The organism is Enterobacter sp. PL1 (assembly GCF_945957325.1).
Classification (GTDB): domain Bacteria; phylum Pseudomonadota; class Gammaproteobacteria; order Enterobacterales; family Enterobacteriaceae; genus Enterobacter; species Enterobacter roggenkampii.
The window spans coordinates 1-15,371 of sequence record NZ_CAMFKT010000015.1 but is presented as its reverse complement, the minus strand read 5'-3'; the positions used below and the strand labels follow the sequence as shown (position 1 = coordinate 15,371).

13 protein-coding genes are annotated in these 15,371 nt (G+C 55.9%); 4 read left to right on the top strand and 9 right to left on the bottom strand.

Features of this window, described 5'->3' with window-relative positions:
- Positions 1-117 precede the first annotated feature (117 nt).
- Both malF and malG read left to right on the top strand, forming a co-directional pair.
- On the top strand, positions 118-1,662 hold the full coding sequence (gene malF, locus N6P30_RS14655; RefSeq protein WP_021242728.1) for a maltose ABC transporter permease MalF: 1,545 nt from the start codon (positions 118-120) through the stop codon (positions 1,660-1,662).
- A 14-nt stretch (positions 1,663-1,676) separates the two neighbouring features.
- Positions 1,677-2,567: a maltose ABC transporter permease MalG gene (gene malG, locus N6P30_RS14650; RefSeq protein ID WP_008500077.1), complete on the top strand. Its 891-nt coding sequence runs from the start codon at positions 1,677-1,679 to the stop codon at positions 2,565-2,567.
- A gap of 97 nt (positions 2,568-2,664) precedes the next feature.
- On the opposite strand, the gene psiE is transcribed toward malG, so the two are convergent.
- From psiE to pgi, 6 genes are all read right to left on the bottom strand, one after another.
- A complete protein-coding gene (gene psiE / locus N6P30_RS14645; protein ID WP_021242727.1) occupies positions 2,665-3,075 on the bottom strand; it encodes a phosphate-starvation-inducible protein PsiE in 411 nt (136 codons plus the stop codon).
- A gap of 162 nt (positions 3,076-3,237) precedes the next feature.
- A complete protein-coding gene (locus tag N6P30_RS14640) occupies positions 3,238-5,334 on the bottom strand; it encodes a YjbH domain-containing protein (RefSeq protein ID WP_023293543.1) in 2,097 nt (698 codons plus the stop codon).
- Positions 5,334-6,071, bottom strand: a complete 738-nt coding sequence (locus N6P30_RS14635) for a capsule biosynthesis GfcC D2 domain-containing protein (RefSeq protein WP_023293544.1) — start codon at positions 6,069-6,071, stop codon at positions 5,334-5,336. Before N6P30_RS14635 ends, N6P30_RS14640 begins: the two co-directional genes overlap by 1 nt.
- Complete coding sequence (locus N6P30_RS14630; protein ID WP_008503424.1) at positions 6,068-6,706, bottom strand: YjbF family lipoprotein; 639 nt, start codon at positions 6,704-6,706, stop codon at positions 6,068-6,070. The genes N6P30_RS14635 and N6P30_RS14630 overlap by 4 nt, the downstream gene beginning before the upstream one ends.
- Positions 6,707-6,769: 63 nt before the next feature.
- Positions 6,770-7,012 carry an exopolysaccharide production protein YjbE gene (gene yjbE, locus N6P30_RS14625; RefSeq protein WP_008503423.1) on the bottom strand — a complete coding sequence of 81 codons (243 nt, stop codon included), beginning with the start codon at positions 7,010-7,012 and terminating at the stop codon, positions 6,770-6,772.
- A 367-nt stretch (positions 7,013-7,379) separates the two neighbouring features.
- Positions 7,380-9,029 (bottom strand): glucose-6-phosphate isomerase, encoded by a 1,650-nt coding sequence (gene pgi / locus N6P30_RS14620; protein WP_023293545.1) that lies wholly within the window; start codon positions 9,027-9,029, stop codon positions 7,380-7,382.
- Between the two features lie 374 nt (positions 9,030-9,403).
- On the opposite strand from pgi, the gene lysC reads away from it, so the two are divergent.
- The gene (gene lysC / locus N6P30_RS14615) at positions 9,404-10,753 is read left to right on the top strand and encodes a lysine-sensitive aspartokinase 3 (protein ID WP_008503421.1); all 1,350 of its coding nucleotides are present in this window, start codon (positions 9,404-9,406) and stop codon (positions 10,751-10,753) included.
- Positions 10,754-10,794: 41 nt separating this feature from the next.
- On the opposite strand, the gene N6P30_RS14610 is transcribed toward lysC, so the two are convergent.
- Genes N6P30_RS14610 through N6P30_RS14600 form a run of 3 tightly spaced genes read right to left on the bottom strand, consistent with a single transcriptional unit; the run spans position 10,795 to position 13,946 of the window.
- Entirely contained in the window at positions 10,795-11,583 is a 789-nt protein-coding gene (locus N6P30_RS14610) for a DNA polymerase beta superfamily protein (protein ID WP_023293546.1), read from the bottom strand.
- A 4-nt stretch (positions 11,584-11,587) separates the two neighbouring features.
- Entirely contained in the window at positions 11,588-12,814 is a 1,227-nt protein-coding gene (locus N6P30_RS14605) for an RtcB family protein (protein WP_023293547.1), read from the bottom strand.
- Between the two features lie 4 nt (positions 12,815-12,818).
- Complete coding sequence (locus N6P30_RS14600) at positions 12,819-13,946, bottom strand: slipin family protein (RefSeq protein ID WP_023293548.1); 1,128 nt, start codon at positions 13,944-13,946, stop codon at positions 12,819-12,821.
- Between the two features lie 441 nt (positions 13,947-14,387).
- Between N6P30_RS14600 and N6P30_RS14595 the strand changes: the two genes are divergently transcribed.
- Positions 14,388-15,371 (top strand): RNA repair transcriptional activator RtcR family protein (locus N6P30_RS14595; protein ID WP_260629956.1); only part of this gene is annotated, 984 nt, incomplete at its 3' end.

Genomic DNA, 15,371 nt, shown 5'->3' with positions numbered 1-15,371 from the left:
GAAAAACGGCGGGTAGCGCGTGCGCTTACCCGCCCTACGACTACGGCACGATCCGTAGGTCAGGTAAGCGCAGCGCCACCTGACGATAAGATTCCACCGTTGTAGAGGAAGAACCCCATGGATGTCATTAAAAAGAAACGCTGGTGGCAAAGCGACGCGCTGAAATGGTCAGCGATCGGTCTGCTGTGTCTGCTGGTGGGTTACCTTGTTGTTTTAATGTACGTACAAGGGGAATATCTGTTCGCCATCATGACGCTGATTTTAAGCTCTGCTGGCCTGTATATTTTCGCCAACCGTAAAGCCTATGCCTGGCGCTATGTCTACCCGGGCGTGGCCGGGATGGGGCTGTTTGTCCTGTTCCCGTTGATTTGTACCGTCGCCATTGCGTTTACCAACTACAGCAGCACCAACCAGCTTGCGCAGGAACGCGCGCAGCAGGTCCTGCTGGACCGCTCATACCAGGCAGGCAAGACCTTTAACTTCGGCCTGTATCCCGCAGGCAACGAATGGAAGTTAGCGCTTACTGACGAAGCAAGCGGTAAATACTATGTCTCTGACGCCTTCAAATTTGGCGGCGAGCAGAAGCTGGCCTTAAAAGAGGCCCAGGCCCTGCCGGAAGGTGAACGTGCCAACCTGCGCGTCATTACCCAGAACCGTCAGGCGCTGACCCAGCTCACCGCCGTGCTGCCAGACGACAGCAAAGTGATCATGAGCTCGCTGCGCCAGTTCTCCGGCACCCAACCGCTCTATACCCTGGCGGATGACGGCACGCTGACCAACAACCAGAGCGGCGTGAAGTACCGTCCGAATAACGACATTGGTTTCTATCAGTCCATTACTGCCGACGGCAAATGGGGTGATGACAAACTCAGCCCGGGCTATACCGTCACCATCGGCTGGGACAACTTTACCCGCGTATTTACCGACGAAGGCATTCAGAAACCGTTCTTCGCCATCTTCGTCTGGACGGTGGTCTTCTCCGTACTGACCGTGATCCTCACCGTAGCCGTGGGCATGGTGCTGGCCTGTCTTGTCCAGTGGGAATCCCTGAAGGGCAAAGCGATTTACCGCGTGCTGCTGATTCTGCCGTATGCCGTACCGTCGTTTATCTCGATTCTGATTTTCAAAGGGCTGTTTAACCAGAGCTTCGGTGAAATCAACATGATGCTGAGCGCGCTGTTTGGCATCAAACCGGCCTGGTTCAGCGACCCGACCACCGCCCGCTCGATGATCATCATCGTGAACACCTGGCTGGGCTATCCGTACATGATGATCCTGTGCATGGGGCTGCTGAAGGCCATCCCGGATGACCTGTACGAAGCTTCGGCGATGGACGGCGCGGGTCCGTTCCAGAACTTCTTTAAGATTACGCTGCCGCTGCTCATCAAGCCGCTCACCCCGCTGATGATTGCCAGCTTCGCCTTTAACTTTAACAACTTCGTGCTGATTCAGCTGTTGACCAACGGCGGCCCGGACCGTCTTGGCACCACCACGCCGGCAGGCTATACCGACCTGCTCGTGAGCTACACCTACCGTATTGCCTTCGAAGGCGGCGGCGGTCAGGACTTCGGTCTGGCGGCAGCGATTGCCACCCTGATCTTCCTGCTGGTGGGCGCCCTGGCGATTGTGAACCTGAAAGCCACACGTATGAAATTTGACTAAGGAGGGCACTGAACATGGCTATGGTACAACCCAAATCTCAGAAACTGCGCCTCCTGGCGACGCACTTAGGCCTGCTGATTTTTATCGCGGCGATCATGTTCCCGCTGCTGATGGTTATCGCCATCTCCTTGCGTTCGGGTAACTTCGCCACCGGGAGCCTGATCCCGGACGAAATCTCCTGGGAGCACTGGAAGCTCGCGCTGGGCTTCAGCGTGGAGCACGCGGATGGCCGCGTCACGCCACCGCCGTTCCCGGTGCTGCTGTGGCTGTGGAACTCGGTGAAAATCGCAGGTATTACCGCCATTGGTATCGTGGCGCTGTCCACCACCTGCGCTTACGCCTTTGCCCGCATGCGTTTCCCGGGCAAAGCGACGCTGCTGAAAGGGATGCTGATTTTCCAGATGTTCCCGGCGGTGCTGTCGCTGGTGGCGTTATATGCCCTGTTTGACCGCCTGGGCCAGTACATTCCGTTTATCGGTCTGAACACCCACGGCGGCGTGATCTTCGCCTACCTTGGCGGTATCGCACTGCATGTGTGGACCATTAAGGGCTATTTCGAAACCATCGACGGCTCGCTGGAAGAAGCGGCCGCGCTGGATGGCGCGACCCCATGGCAGGCGTTCCGCCTGGTGCTGCTGCCGCTGTCGGTGCCGATTCTGGCGGTAGTGTTTATCCTGTCGTTTATCGCTGCGATCACCGAAGTACCGGTTGCCTCACTGTTACTGCGTGATGTGAACAGCTACACCCTGGCCGTAGGGATGCAGCAATACCTCAACCCGCAAAACTACCTGTGGGGCGACTTTGCCGCGGCGGCCGTACTCTCTGCCATCCCGATTACCGTGGTGTTCCTGCTGGCGCAGCGCTGGCTGGTGAACGGCCTGACGGCGGGCGGTGTGAAAGGTTAAGTTTCATTTTGTTATGCCACTGCAACCCTCAACTTTAGACGTATTGTATTGACCCAACTTGTGACTGTTGTTAGGCGGCCTCCGGGCCGCCATTTTTTTATTCGCGTTTCAGCCGCTTCGAGTTACACAGCCAGAGGGTGATCACCAGCAGCAGGATCGCCGCCGAGTAGATCAGCACATCGAGCGGGGATTTATGATCGACGATGATCAGCCGCACAATCGCGGTGATCCCAATGTAGACAAAATAACGCAGCGGGAAGTGAAAGCCGGACTGAAAATACTTCACAATCAGGGCGATAAATTCAAAGTAGAGAAAGTAGACCACCAGGCCTTCCACCAGCGCATATTTGCTGGTTTGTTCAGGGGCGAACAGCACATCCGCCAGATGCACCGTCTCCTTACCCAAAAAGACGACCAGGATCAGGCCAAGGCTCAGCAGACCGAGGTTCAGCACGGTCTGGAGGACAGTTGAGATAAACTCAACGCGCGGGCGAGTCAGGGATGTCATACAGCACCTCATTCTCCAGGGCGAGGTTTCTGTATAACGCAAAAATGTGACGGGGATCTATATTTTTTGTTTATGTTTGGCGCATTCGCCCGGTGGCGCTGCGCTTACCGGGCCTACAAAAACCGTAGGCCGGGCAAACGCAGTGCCGCCCGGCGTGAAGCATCAGCGGAAGTTAATGTTCTTATCGCTGGTCATGTCGTACAGCTGGAACTTACGTCCAAGCTGCTGACCGCCGTCACGCGTCAGCGGCGTCCAGCCGATGGCCGCGCGGCTACGGGTTGGACCGGATGAGAACAGATCCAGCGGAATCGACACGTAAACCCCTTTGGTGAAGTCCCCTTCCCCATATTCGTCCGGCGAGACGTTGGTAATGGTGGCGTAGCCGCCCACCACGACGCCGCTGTCGAAGTGTTTGGAGATATCCAGCGTGCCGCCCTTATCGCCCGCCAGGTACTGGCCGACGCTGGCTTTCACCAGCACGTCAGGCGCGAATGACGGCGTCCAGTAGGCGGTCAGGTGGCCTGTTTTGACGCTGTAGTCGGTGAACTTCATCATGTCCTGGGCGCTGCGCCAGTCACGCTGTTTGACGTAGTTGGCATCAATCCCGAACGCCCAGTTGCTGTCGACAGGACGATAAAGCACTTCTGCCCCCGCGCCGCCGTACATGGTTTCCAGATACCCGCCGTACACCTGGCCGTAGAACCCGTTGCCGAAGTACTGGAAGTAGTTGGCCTGCAGGTTGTTCACGTAAGCATCGTTTTGTACGTACTCACGCACGCGGGTACGCACGCGCGGCAGCGTCGAGTCTTTTGGCGGGTTGGTGTAGTTGAACTTGTCGTAGTTGTTGGCGATGTTGCCAAACAGGCTGCCGGTGGTCAGCAGGTGGTCGGTCAGCCACAGATCCGCCGTCGCCATGACGCCCAGCTGATACATGTAGAAGTTTTCCGGCCCGCCGACGGACTGGTTTAGCACCGGATCGATATGGAAATCGAAGCGCGACTTGTCGATATACCAGCCCTGCTCGGTGGTCTCCGGCACGATCGGCTCAACGCGCTTTTGCACCAGCTCGGTTTCATGTCCGAGCGGTTCGCCTTCCAGATGGCGCTTCAGGCTGGCAACGTCCGTTTCCGTCGTCACCTGCGGCAGGTTGAGACGGTTCTCCGTCACGCGGATCGTACGGATCCCGTCCGGGAGATCGTTCATGATGATCCGGTTGGCGCGTTCGATCCCTTCCCGCGAGTCGCGGTATTTCACCTGCTCGCCGGTGACGTACAGCGTATCGCCTTTCACCTGAATTTTTGGATCCGCCAGGCCGGCATTGTATTTCAGCAGCGTCAGCTGGTTTGCCACCACGGAGTGCTGCAGAATCGCATCCTGCGGCTCCGGCTGGTATGCAGGCCGCGCGTTGTCGTTGTAGTGCGGCCGCATGTCGTTGAAGTTGGTGCGCAGCGTAAAGCCAAACATCACCGTATTGCCGCGCTCGTAGCTGAGGTTAACGTCGGCCCAATCGGTGACGCGATAAATGGCGCCGACGTTAAACTTGCTCTTCTGCTCAATCTTCCCGGCGAAGTCCTGCGAGTAGTCATTCCCCTCGTACTCCAGCTTCAGGCGCAATGGCTGCCAGGGCGTCTGATACTCCACGCCGCCAAACAGCGAGGCCGGGCCGTGGAACATCTGGTCGCCGTTGATGGAGCCCGCTTTCTGATAGCTGTTATCGCGGTAGCAGTATTTATCGCTGTAGGAGCAAAACGGGTTTTTCACGTTGCCGCTGGTGCCGAGATAGCCCCATCCCAGACCGAGCGAGAAGTCGAACGGCCCCCAGGCCTTGCTGGCCACGATGTATTCCGCATCAAACAGGCCGGTACCGCCAATATCTTTGGCGCCCACGGAGACCTGCGGCATCCAGTAGCTCTCTTCCCACAGGCGAAGCTTGACGTCGAAGGCTTTATCTTTGTAGGTCTGATCGCCTGAGAACGCCTCGACGCTGCTGTATTGTTTCGTACGGACGTCGGTATAGCGCAGCGTGGTTTCAAGCCACGGGAACAACTGCACCGACGCCGAGTAGTAACGATACTGGTCGTTATCACGGTAGTTAAGGCTAATTTCCCCTTCGCGCGCCATACGCGCGGTGGGCGTTTGCAGTAAACCGACGCCGCCGAAGTCTGACTGAGACGGGCCAATGGGTGCCGGATACGTTTCTGCATGGCAGGCGGCACTCACGCAGAGCGCCAGCATGCTGTAGAGATAGATTCTTTTCATTATTCCGGTATCCGCTGAATCAGGGAGTGAAGGATATCGGCGTTAAGCCCGTCATACGCCTTCGTCCAGAAATGGTCGGCAAAACCGACAAAAATAATGCTGCCCGGCATGGGTTCGATATGTCGTTTATTCCAGTAAGCAACGGGCGCTTTTTGCGTGTGGCCGTCAGGGTAAACCACCCAGGCGTAGCTGTTATCCGCACCGCTCAGCAGACTCTGCTCGTCGAGGTAGCTCGCCACGTCGCGGCCGGGGGTAAAGGGCTTCTTACCCGGGCTGCCGATCAGCCCCATCACGGTCACCGTCGTCGGCTTCGCCGGAAGCCAGAGCGTATAGTCCCCTTCCAGGGTCGGGTTGCCGTTTTCCGTGACGCGCACGTCATCCGGGTCAAGATTCACATTCTGTCGGCCCGTCACCTTCAGCGCCTGCAGCTGCTGACGGACGCTGTTAATGGCCGCCGCGTCGTCGCCGTCTTCCTGTTCCGCGAGTCCCGTTAGTCTGGCAAGAAGCGCCTTGTGCTGCTGTTCCGCTTCCACGGTCTTCTGCCGTTCAGCGATGACCGCGCCTGGCCACCAGCTGTTGGCAAGCCTTGGCTGTCCGACGAGATCGAGCAGACGTTCGGCGTGGGTTAAGGTTTTAGGTTTTTCACTGTCCGGCGTGTAGACCTTTACCGTTCCCGCGGACCATGCCAGCGGCGCGGCAAAACTGGCGATAAGCGCAGCGTGGATGAGCGTTTTCATGATTTCGCCGCCTTGATCAGGGTGGTTTTGACCGGGAAGAATCCGGCACCGAGATACTGTAAGGACTGGCGGATCTGCCCTTCCTCGTCGATCCAGAAGCGGTTGTGCCAGGTGGCCTGGTCGGTGGTGACCTCTTCATCCAGCACGCGAACCTGCGTTTCGTCGCTGCCGACCTTCACGCTGTCGGTGCCGTCCCAGCGGAAGGTCGAGCGTGCCGTGGCGTAACGCACCTGTTTGTGTTCGGTCCAGCCCATCGTGCGCGTCCAGCCCGCGCCGTCGGCGATCTGGTTCGGCTTGATCAGCGGATCGTCAGCGAGATTATTCACCTCCAGCAGGTTATCGCCGCCCAACAGGGTTTTCACGATACGGCCATGCTGCGTCACGATGGTGGCCTGATCCTGCGTCACCCATTTCTGCTGCCCGTTTTCATCGAAAGCGAGCACCACAAACAGTTGCGGGCCATCGTTAAGCTGCATGTACTGACTGGCATAAGGCATGTTCTGAAGCTCGTCATCGGTCAGATGCACGCCCGGTGTGCCGAACAGGCTTTCCCACAGTGAGTTTCCCAGCCCTTTAGTGGTGGCCGAGCATGCCTGCAGCAGCAGGCAAATCAGAATGATTGCAGGTCGCTTCACGACTCTTCTCCGAAGGGGCGAAATAACCACACCGAAGTGTGGTTATGATTAAAACACCCGCTATTACTGGGTGCTGGTTGTCGTGGTGGTCGTGGTTCCGGTGTTGGAGCCATCACCGCCACCGGTTGCCGCCAGCGCGACACCCACGGCTGAACTTACGGTGCTGGCGCTGGCTGCGGTAGAACTTCCCGCAGACGCAGACGTCGCAGCCGACCCTGCCGCTTCCCCGACCTGAACCGGAGCTGCATAAACAGATGTCGCCGCAAGCGCAGATATGGCAAAAATGCCATACAGTACTTTCTTCATAACAATTTCCCTTCAATGAATGAATGGAGATTTGCCCGAAAAGAATTTCAGGCGGAATCGAGTATACACAACTCATGCCGTGGGTTTGCCGTAAGGGGAAATAGAAGGTGGGTTTTCAGACTAATGGATAAAATCGAAATGAAAGACAAAGAGGGAAAATATTAAATAACTATAAAACAATAACTTATAATATAGATATATTAATTTCCTTCTGCGTATTTTCTTAAAATAAACCGCAGCAATTAACGGGTTAAACGTCTTTTTCAGATTAAACTCAGAACCAGAATTTGAGTTAACTAACAGACATCAGGAATTATCTGATAAAAAAATGCCGGCATTAAGCCGGCACGTTTTCATGGCGTTTTAATTACGCACGCCATGCTTTATAACGGTTGATCAACCCATTGGTCGAGCTGTCATGGCTGGTAATCGCGTTATCGTCACCCAGCTCTGGCAGAATACGGTTTGCCAGCTGTTTACCCAGCTCAACGCCCCACTGGTCAAAGGTGAAGATGTTCAGGATCGCGCCCTGCGTGAAGATTTTGTGCTCGTACAGGGCAATCAGCGCGCCAAGGCTGAACGGCGTGATTTCGCGCAGCAGGATGGAGTTGGTTGGACGGTTACCTTCGAACACTTTGAACGGCACCACGTGCTCCAGCGTTGCCGGATCTTTACCCTGGTCGCGGTATTCCTGCTCAACCACCTCGCGGGATTTACCGAACGCCAGCGCTTCGGTCTGGGCGAAGAAGTTGGACAGCAGCTTCGGATGGTGGTCGGACAGCGGATTATGGGTGATAGCCGGGGCGATGAAATCGCACGGTACCATTTTGGTGCCCTGGTGAATCAGCTGATAGAACGCGTGCTGACCGTTAGTGCCCGGCTCGCCCCAGATGATTGGGCCAGTCTGGTAATCCACCGCGTTGCCGTTACGGTCCACGTATTTACCGTTGGATTCCATGTTGCCCTGCTGGAAGTAAGCAGCAAAGCGGTGCATGTACTGGTCATACGGCAGGATCGCTTCGGTTTCAGCGCCAAAGAAGTTGTTGTACCAGATACCGATCAGCGCCAGCAGCACCGGCAGGTTTTTCTCTGGTGCGGTGGTGGAGAAGTGTTTGTCCATCGCGTGCGCGCCGGAGAGCAGCTCAACGAAGTTGTCGAAGCCCACGGACAGGATGATAGACAGACCGATTGCAGACCACAGAGAGTAGCGGCCACCGACCCAGTCCCAGAATTCGAACATGTTCGCGGTGTCGATACCGAACTCGCTGACGGCTTTACCGTTGGTGGACAGCGCAGCGAAGTGTTTCGCCACGTGCTTGTTGTCGCCCGCGGTTTTCAGGAACCAGTCGCGCGCGCTGTGGGCGTTGGTCATGGTTTCCTGAGTGGTGAAGGTTTTCGACGCAACCAGGAACAGGGTGGTTTCCGGGTTCACGTTCTTCAGCACTTCGGCGATGTGGGTACCATCGACGTTAGACACAAAGTGCATATTCAGGTGGTTTTTGTAAGGACGCAGCGCTTCGGTCACCATGAACGGACCGAGGTCAGAACCGCCGATACCGATGTTAACCACGTCGGTGATCGCTTTGCCGGTGTAGCCTTTCCAGCTTCCGGAGATGATCGCTTCGGAGAAGGTTTTCATCTTTTCCAGCACCGCGTTCACTTCCGGCATGACGTCTTTGCCGTCAACGATGATTGGGGTATTGCTACGGTTACGCAGGGCTACGTGCAGCACGGCACGGTCTTCGGTGCGGTTGATCTTCTCACCGGAGAACATGGATTTGATGGCGTCCGCCAGCTCGGTCTCTTTCGCCAGATCCTGCAGTTTTGCCAGCGTCTCTTCGGTAATGCGGTTTTTAGAGAAATCCACCAGCATCAGGTCGTCGAAGGTCGCGGAGAACTTGTTGAAACGATCGGCATCTTTCGCGAACAGGTCCGCGATGGTGACGTCTTTCATTTCATCAAAATGTTTCTGGAGTGCCTGCCAGGCAGCGGTCTGCGTTGGGTTGATGTTTTTCATTAGCAATACTCTTCTGATTTGAGAATTGTGACTGCGGTCGATTGTAGCGCCTGCAAATAAAAATTGTGATGGTTTTTATGCCATTGCCCTGGCCTGCATCAAACACAGGTGAAAAGACCCGAAAAGTATAGCTGCTGAAGCGCCCTCCTGGAGCGGAGAAATGTCGGTCAAAATGCCCTAAAACGAAGCATAAAATCTGGCCCTGTTATAAGTCCTGTTTCTCAGGGGTACCCCCCCATAAAAAATCCGCATAATCCCAGCATTGACAGGACCTCCCCCACATTTTATTTATAGGGCCGTATTTTGCGCCTGCACCTGTTTTCGTTTCATTCTTGTGCCATGGTCGCTTATTCATTCCCTGACACGAGGTTGTTATGACGAGTTTTGTGGTCGCCAAGTTTGGCGGCACCAGTGTGGCCGATTACGATGCCATGAACCGCAGCGCCGATGTGGTGCTGGCCGATCCGAATACCCGCCTGGTGGTGCTGTCTGCATCCGCCGGCGTGACGAACCTGCTGGTTTCTCTGTCTGAAGGACTGGAAGCGACAGAACGTTTCGTGAAGCTGGATGCACTGCGCAAAATTCAGTTCGACATCCTTGAGCGTCTGCAGAACCCGAACGTCATCCGCGAGGAAGTGGAACGCCTGCTGGAAAACATCACCACGCTGGCAGAAGCGGCCTCTCTGGCCACCTCCACCGCCCTGACCGATGAGCTGGTCAGCCACGGTGAGCTGATGTCCACCCTGCTGTTTGTGGAAATCATGCGCGAGCGTAACGTTCAGGCGCAGTGGTTTGACGTACGCAAAATCATGCGTACCAGCGACCGCTTTGGCCGCGCCGAGCCGGACGTTGAAGCGCTGGCCGAGCTGACCAATCAGCAGCTGGCCCCGCGCCTGGCAGACGGCATCGTGATCACTCAGGGCTTTATCGGCAGTGAAGCGAAAGGCCGCACGACCACGCTTGGCCGTGGCGGCAGCGACTATACCGCCGCGCTGCTGGGCGAGGCCCTGCATGCTACGCGCGTCGATATCTGGACTGACGTTCCGGGCATTTATACCACCGACCCGCGCGTTGTTTCCGCGGCGAAACGTATTGATGTGATCGCGTTTGAAGAAGCGGCGGAAATGGCCACCTTCGGCGCGAAAGTGCTGCATCCGGCCACGCTGCTGCCTGCCGTACGCAGCGATATCCCGGTCTTCGTCGGCTCGAGTAAAGATCCAAAAGCGGGCGGCACGCTGGTCTGCAAGAAAACGGAAAACCCGCCGCTGTTCCGCGCCCTGGCCCTGCGCCGTCGCCAGACGCTGGTGACGCTCCACAGCCACAATATGCTGCACTCCCGCGGTTTCCTGGCGGAAGTGTTTGGCATTCTGGCACGCCACAATATCTCCGTGGATCTGATCACCACCTCTGAAGTGAGCATTGCGCTGACGCTGGACACCACCGGCTCCACATCAACCGGCGATACCCTGCTGACGCAGTCGCTGCTGATTGAGCTGTCCGAGCTGTGCCGCGTGGAAGTCGAAGAAGACCTGGCGCTGGTTGCTATCATCGGCAACAAGCTGTCCCGCGCCTGCGGCGTGGGCAAAGAGGTGTTTGGCGTGCTCGACCCGTTCAACATCCGCATGATTTGCTACGGTGCGTCCAGCTATAACCTCTGCTTCCTGGTGCCAGCCGATCAGGCTGAGCAGGTGGTGCAGAAACTTCATCAGAATTTGTTTGAATAAACGCAAGAATGGCCCGGGCGTTTTCACCACCGGGCCATTCTTTAGCTTTTCATTACTGTTCTCATCAGCAGCGAATCCAGATCTTTTAAATTTCCTTCTCTGCTGTCGGGTAGTACCGGCGGCACTTCTCCTCTCACCAGCTCACTTTGCAAAAAAGCGTGGAGTAAGGGCCGTTTAGGACCATATTCCGCTTCACCTGCGCGCTGTTTTATTTCCAGTAATGCATCGATTTCCGCACGTAACGGCGCACACAGTTCGCTCCCGGCAAGCAGTTCGTCAAAACGCATCGGTGGAACGCCTTTCCCCGCTTCTACCCACCGCGCCGCCAGCAAAGGTCGCAGAACATAAAAGTACTTTTTCAGCCGAACCGTTTCCCCCTGTAAATATCCACGGAAGTTTTTTCGGGCCATCGAGTAGTAATGCCAGCGGGCGCGCAATGGTGAGAACCACGCGGGTATCAGCGCGCGCAACTCGGCCACTACCGTCTCATCCTCCTGATAAACAACGGGGGAATCCAGCCACTCGATAAGCGTCGGGTTTGCCCCCTTCAGCAGGCCCAGTGCCTTGCGCCATTCCCAGCCACAAACGTCCAGTTCGTCATCTATCGGCAGCTCGATCACATCCCGCTGGGCTTCGACGCGCAAATACCATTCTGGGCGGTGAACGTACAAAAACCGCACATCATAATCGCTATCCGGTGAGGCAAATCCCCATCCCCGACTGCCCGATTCACAGGCGTAGAGCACGCGCACGTTATAGCGCTGCTCTATAGCGCGAAGTTGCGCGCAGACACGTGCGCGCATCGCGCTATCAACATCGTTGTTGCTCATTTTTTTATCCTTTTACACACACTACCTGACGCAGGGTGTGAACGATCTCCACCAGCGACGATTGCGCGGCCATCACGGCATCAATGTCTTTATAGGCCATCGGCGTTTCATCGATCACCTCATTGTCTTTGCGACACTCTACGTGAGAGGTCGCCTGAATATGGTCGCTAAGGGTATAGCGTTTTTTTGCCGCCGTTCGGCTCATCACTCGCCCGGCGCCGTGGCTGCAGGAACAGAAGCTTTGCTCGTTGCCGAGGCCACGCACGATGAAGCTCTTTGCGCCCATTGAGCCCGGAATAATTCCCATCTGCCCTTTCTGCGCCGACACCGCACCTTTACGCGTGATCAGTACCTCTTCCCCAAAGTGATGCTCTTTCTGCACATAGTTGTGATGGCAGTTAACCGCCTCCTGCTGCGTAATAAAGGGCTTTGTCACTTCGCGAGAGAGCGCCGCCAGCACGCGCGACATCATCACTTCCCGATTGTGGCGGGCAAAATCCTGCGCCCACTCCACCGCCTCGATGTAGTCCTCATAGTGACGACTCCCCTCCTGAAAATAGGCCAGATTTTTATCCGGCAGATGTCCCAGGTGATGCTGCATATCCTGCTGTGCCAGGGCGATAAACACATTACCGATGGCGTTTCCTACGCCGCGCGAGCCGCTGTGCAACATCACCCAGACGCGCTGCTGCTCATCGAGGCAAATTTCAATAAAGTGGTTTCCGGTACCCAGCGTGCCCAGATGCTGGTAATTGTTGGTTTTCAGCAACTGCGGGTATTTATCCGTGAGTTGTTTAAAACGTGGGGCCAGCACCCACCAGCGATCGTCCACTTCTTTCGGTGGCGTTTCCCACGCGCCTTTATCCCGTCGAGAACGCGTATTGGTTCTCCCATGCGGTACTGCCTGTTCAATGGCGCTACGTAAACCGCTGAGATTATCCGGCAAATCACCCGCCACCAGCGACGTGCGAACGGCAATCATCCCGCAGCCAATATCCACGCCAACCGCCGCAGGAATAATTGCCCCTTTGGTCGGAATCACGCTGCCGATGGTTGAGCCTTTACCGAGATGAACGTCGGGCATCACCGCAAGGTGTTTGAAAATAAACGGCATCTTTGCGGTATTCAGTAACTGCGCCTGTGCCTCTGGCTCCACGGGAACGCCGTGAGTCCACATTTTGATCGGGGCGCCGTGTGACGCCGTCAGTAATTCAAAATCATTCTGTTGCATTGCGTTATCCTTTCAGGTTAACAAGGCCGTGTAATACCTGGTCCAGGCCACCAAATACTGAAATTTTGTCGATACGCTCCGCGACCCTTTCCAGGGTTTCCAGCTCTTTTAAACGCAGCGCCACCGGGTTGTTCTCCATCACCTTTGCGGTGTTTAACAGCGATCGTGTCGCCGCCGTTTCTTCACGTCGGCGAATAACATTCGCCTGGGCCGATTTTTCGGCCTCTACCAGACGGGATAAAATCGTTTTCATATCACCAGGTAAAACAATATCTTTTACCCCAAGCGACGCAATTTCCATTCCAAAGGACGACAGGCGGCCTTGCACCTGTTTGCTGACCACCTCGTCAATGATCTGCTTATCTTCCAGTAACTCATCGAGCGTGCGGGTGCCGACCGCCTCACGCAGTGCGAACTGGAGTTCGCGGTACAAATGTTCCAGCGGTTTCGTAAGCTGTCCGCAGGCCTGCAGCACGTCGCTGTAGCGCCAGTTAGCCGCCAGGTTCAGGCGCAGGTTAACTTTGTCCTTCGTCAGGATCTCCTGCCCGCTCACTTCCACCACCTGAAGGCGCGTATCCACGACCTCTGCCTCAACCAGATGGTTAATTTTCCAGTAGGCCGTCAGTCCCGGCGGTAACAGTGCCTGAATTTCTCCGTCGATTTTCACCACCCCGACGTGCCAGGCAGGTACCTGTACGACCAGCATCGCGTCGCGCCCCTTTAGCGCGCCATTGCGACGCGGTTGCAGAGCAGCATTCATCACGTCCACCGGTACCCGCACGTCGCGGGTATCAATTCTTTGCAGGGTCAACGCCGCATCCTGCTGCCAGTACAGACGACGAGTCGAAGGCGGCACAATTTCCTGCAATACGCCGTTGTTCGATAACACCCCGATTTCATCCGCAGTAAGGTCGACCGCCAGGCAGTAACGTACCACCCAGTCAGGCTGAAAGCGGCGCAGATAATCCGCCAGCGCATCCGGCACCTCGCTGCCATCCTGGCTCACCACCAGCACGTCGTCAGTATTGAACCAACCCAGACGGTGTTCACCCGCCTCCAGTACCCGGTAATAATCGCCAGCTTTTGCTACCAGTCCTAACTGACCTTTTTTTATCGTGATTTTTTTAGCCATTTTATATTCCTTAAAGTCAGGCGCGGGTGCAGGCACGAAATCACAGGGGAATGCCTTTTCGCCTGCGATCCGGCGCCATTACCGGCGACCTTCATTGGGATTGCTGACTGCGCAATCCCCGTTTTTACTTTGATGTTTACAACCAGTTTTCATTGGGAGAATGAATCGGGAATCGAACCCTTCTGTCTGTCATTGGTTGACGGAACGCCCCCGGAAAACAGCCTTGCCGTTCCTGGTGCGCCGACGGGGCCTTAACCCCCAGTGTGCTCAACGTCGTGACGTTATCTGTATTGCCAGAAGCGTGCCAAAAACAAAAATCGCCGTTTTATTTTTTTATTTTATTGATAATTAATGATTTTTATTTATCACGCTTTTCATGCATTGCCGTTCGGCTCAACATTTCTTATCCTGCTATATCGACAATTATCTTTCTGGATAAATATGAAGAAGCGGAAGGTGGTGATCGGGGTGCTTGGCACCGTGATGGATAAACGGGGAAAGCGGGCTAATCGCTTTCGCAAATGGCGACCGACCGTCGGGCTGTGCCAACAGCCGGATTTCCCGGTCGACAGGCTGGAGCTGCTACATCAACCGCGAGATCTCGGCATGGCTCAGCAACTGGCGGAAGATATTGTGCTGGTTTCCCCCCACACCGAGGTGCGTCCCAGCACGGTAACCATTGAAGACCCGTGGGATTTCGAAGAGGTTTATGCCGCGTTTCTCGATTTCGCCACCCAGTACACTTTTGATACCGATCGCGAAGAGTATTTCGTCCACATCACCACCGGCACGCATGTGGCGCAGATCTGCTGGTTCCTGCTGACGGAAGCCCGCTATCTTCCCGCCAGCCTTTTGCAGACTGGCCCTGCCAGAAAAGAAGCCTCTGCTGAGGAGACTGCAGCCGGAACTTACTCAATTATCGACCTGGATTTAAGCCGCTACACGACCCTTACCAACCGTTTTCAGCGCGAGCAGCAGCAGTCAATCTCATTTCTGAAAGCGGGCATTGAGACGCGAAATGCCACCTTTAACAGTCTTATCGACAAGATTGAACGCGTGGCGCTACGTTCAACAGCCCCGATCCTGCTGACCGGCCCCACCGGCGCGGGCAAGTCGTTCCTCGCGAACCGCATTTATCAGCTTAAGCAGTCACGCCATCAGGTTTCCGGCAAGCTGGTTTCCGTCAACTGCGCGACCCTGCGCGGTGATAACGCCATGTCCACGCTGTTCGGCCATGTGAAAGGGGCCTTTACCGGCGCACTGTCGGCGCGCAGCGGCCTGCTGCGTGAAGCCGATGGCGGCGTCCTTTTCCTCGACGAGATTGCCGAACTAGGCCTGGATGAACAGGCGATGCTGCTCAAAGCCATTGAAGAGAAAACTTTTTTCCCGTTTGGCTCCGATAAAGAAGTTCACTGTAGATTCAAT